The 1,963-nt window shown below is 57.7% G+C and carries 1 protein-coding gene and 1 pseudogene; one reads left to right on the forward strand and one right to left on the reverse strand.

Annotated elements, in window-relative coordinates:
- Nucleotides 1–368: twin-arginine translocation signal domain-containing protein (locus tag C9413_RS31610; protein WP_170251469.1), on the reverse strand; the 368-nt coding region annotated here is incomplete at its 3' end.
- 968 nt (nucleotides 369–1,336) lie between these two features.
- Here C9413_RS31610 and C9413_RS31615 point away from each other — a divergent pair.
- Nucleotides 1,337–1,963: pseudogene (locus C9413_RS31615) on the forward strand (IS630 family transposase); the annotation flags it as partial.

Here is a 1,963-nt window from a genome sequence, read left to right on the forward strand (position 1 = left end):
CCGCGTCGGCTCCAAGCGACACCGTCGGCCGCGGTGAGGGCAGTGCCGTCGTGCCACGCCAGACCATCCCGGCGTTCGAACGTATAGGTCTTCTTGTCGTCCGAAACACCACGCATCCCCACCATGTGCGACTGCGGCAAAAGGTTGGAGTCGAGCGCGAACAGCATGTCGTAGATAGCCAAGCCATGGTTCTGGGTCGTGCCAGACGTCTTAAAGATCGGGTCGAAGGCGGTTAGGGCATCGCTCATCACCATGCGGACCGTCCGCGCGGCGGTTGGCGCCGTCTGTGCCCGCAGGACCGACGGAATCGATAAAGCCGCACCAGCGGCCAGGCCGGCCTTAATGACGTTGCGTCGAGAAATCGACATGTTCCAGTTCCCCTTTTTTGAGTTAGTGACGCAGTCGATCCCCACCCTTTTTAGTGCTGTTGCTGCACCACGAGTGAGGCATCCGATTTTAAAAAGCGCGGGCTCTCCATCCTCCAGTCGAATGCCTCGTAGGACGACTGCATCCTGAACTGTAATGCCTGACGGAGGGATGTATGCGCCAAAATGCATCGGTTGCTGAAATATCGACTGCAGAAACTGGCTTGGTTTGAAATGACACAGCCTCTGCTCGACACGTTCGCGTTCGCGAACGCGGGAGGTGGGACATATGGCACCTCTGGGTTATGTATGACCAACGCGAGGGCGCTCGCGCCAAGTCGTTCGGTAGCATTCTTCCATGAGGCAATAGGGGGTCAATTCTTCGCTTCGCTTGACACCTGGCGTAATAACGTATTGCGTTGCGTTTAAAACAATAGCTCGACCGGACCTCTGTGATACGAGGCGCATGTCTCTTGCTGCTTCCGAGCCGCTCGCCGAACTGGACGAGCTGCGTGCCCTAACTGCCCATCGCAGGCGGAGCTTTATGCCAAAAACCTCTATATCGGGAAGCTGAAAGCCCAGCTTGCGACTTTGAAGCGTGCCCGTCCACTCCTCCGAGAAACTCGATCGTCTGGCCTGATGTGGTGGACGGCCTCCGCTCCCGGCATCGCCCGGCATCGCAATGTGCCAAAGTGTGGCTGTCGAAAGTCACATGAGGGAGAGCCGTCCACCACATCAGGTCAGCGTCATTTGCCAACGGCGCGTTATCCGCGACAGAGCAGCGGTCCAGCTTGCTATCACCTCAAGACGGAAGGCCAGATCACCAAGCTCAAACTCATCAATGACAAATGGACGGTCGTGGGAAGCTCGATCTGCTTGAAGCTAGAGTCATTGGAGTAAGCTGATCTCATCGAGATTGCGTCAGAGCCCCGTTACGATGCCGATTGCCGGGCCGTTGGGATTTGCAGCCTCTGGCGCCGCACCGCTGGCGCCGGTTCAAACTATCGTATGACAGGGCCTTTGCCGAAAATCTGCACGATGTCGTCGGGCTCTACGTCTCCCCTCCAGCCCATGACATCGTCCTTTCCGCCGACGAAAAGAACCAGATCCAGGCGCTCGACCGGACACACCCGGGGCTTCCATTAAAGAAGGGCCAGGCGGCAGCACGATGGCCCACGAGTACAAGCGCCATGGCACACCATCTGGTTTGCTGCCCTCTATGTTCTCAAGGGCTCCACAATCGGCCTCAACATCCAGCGTCACCGGCATCAGGAGTTCATCCGTTTCCTCAAAGAGGCGGAACTGCCGAAGGATAAGGCCGTCCACGCCATTCTCGACAACTACGCGATCCACAAGCAGCCGAAGATCCGCGCATGGCTGGCAAGGCATCCGCGATGGACCTTCCACTTCGTTCCGACATCATGTTCATGGCTGAACGCCGTCGAGAACTTCTTCGCTAAACTGACACGCCGACAGTTGAAGCACGGCGTCTTTCACTCCGTCCTCGACCCTGCAAACGGCCATCAACCGGTTCATCAAAGAGCACAACCACGAACCGCGACCCCTTCGTCTGGAAGGACGATTCCGACGCAAGCATA

This window comes from Rhizobium sp. SEMIA 4085 (assembly GCF_013004495.1).
Classification (GTDB): Bacteria; Pseudomonadota; Alphaproteobacteria; order Rhizobiales; family Rhizobiaceae; genus Rhizobium; species Rhizobium gallicum.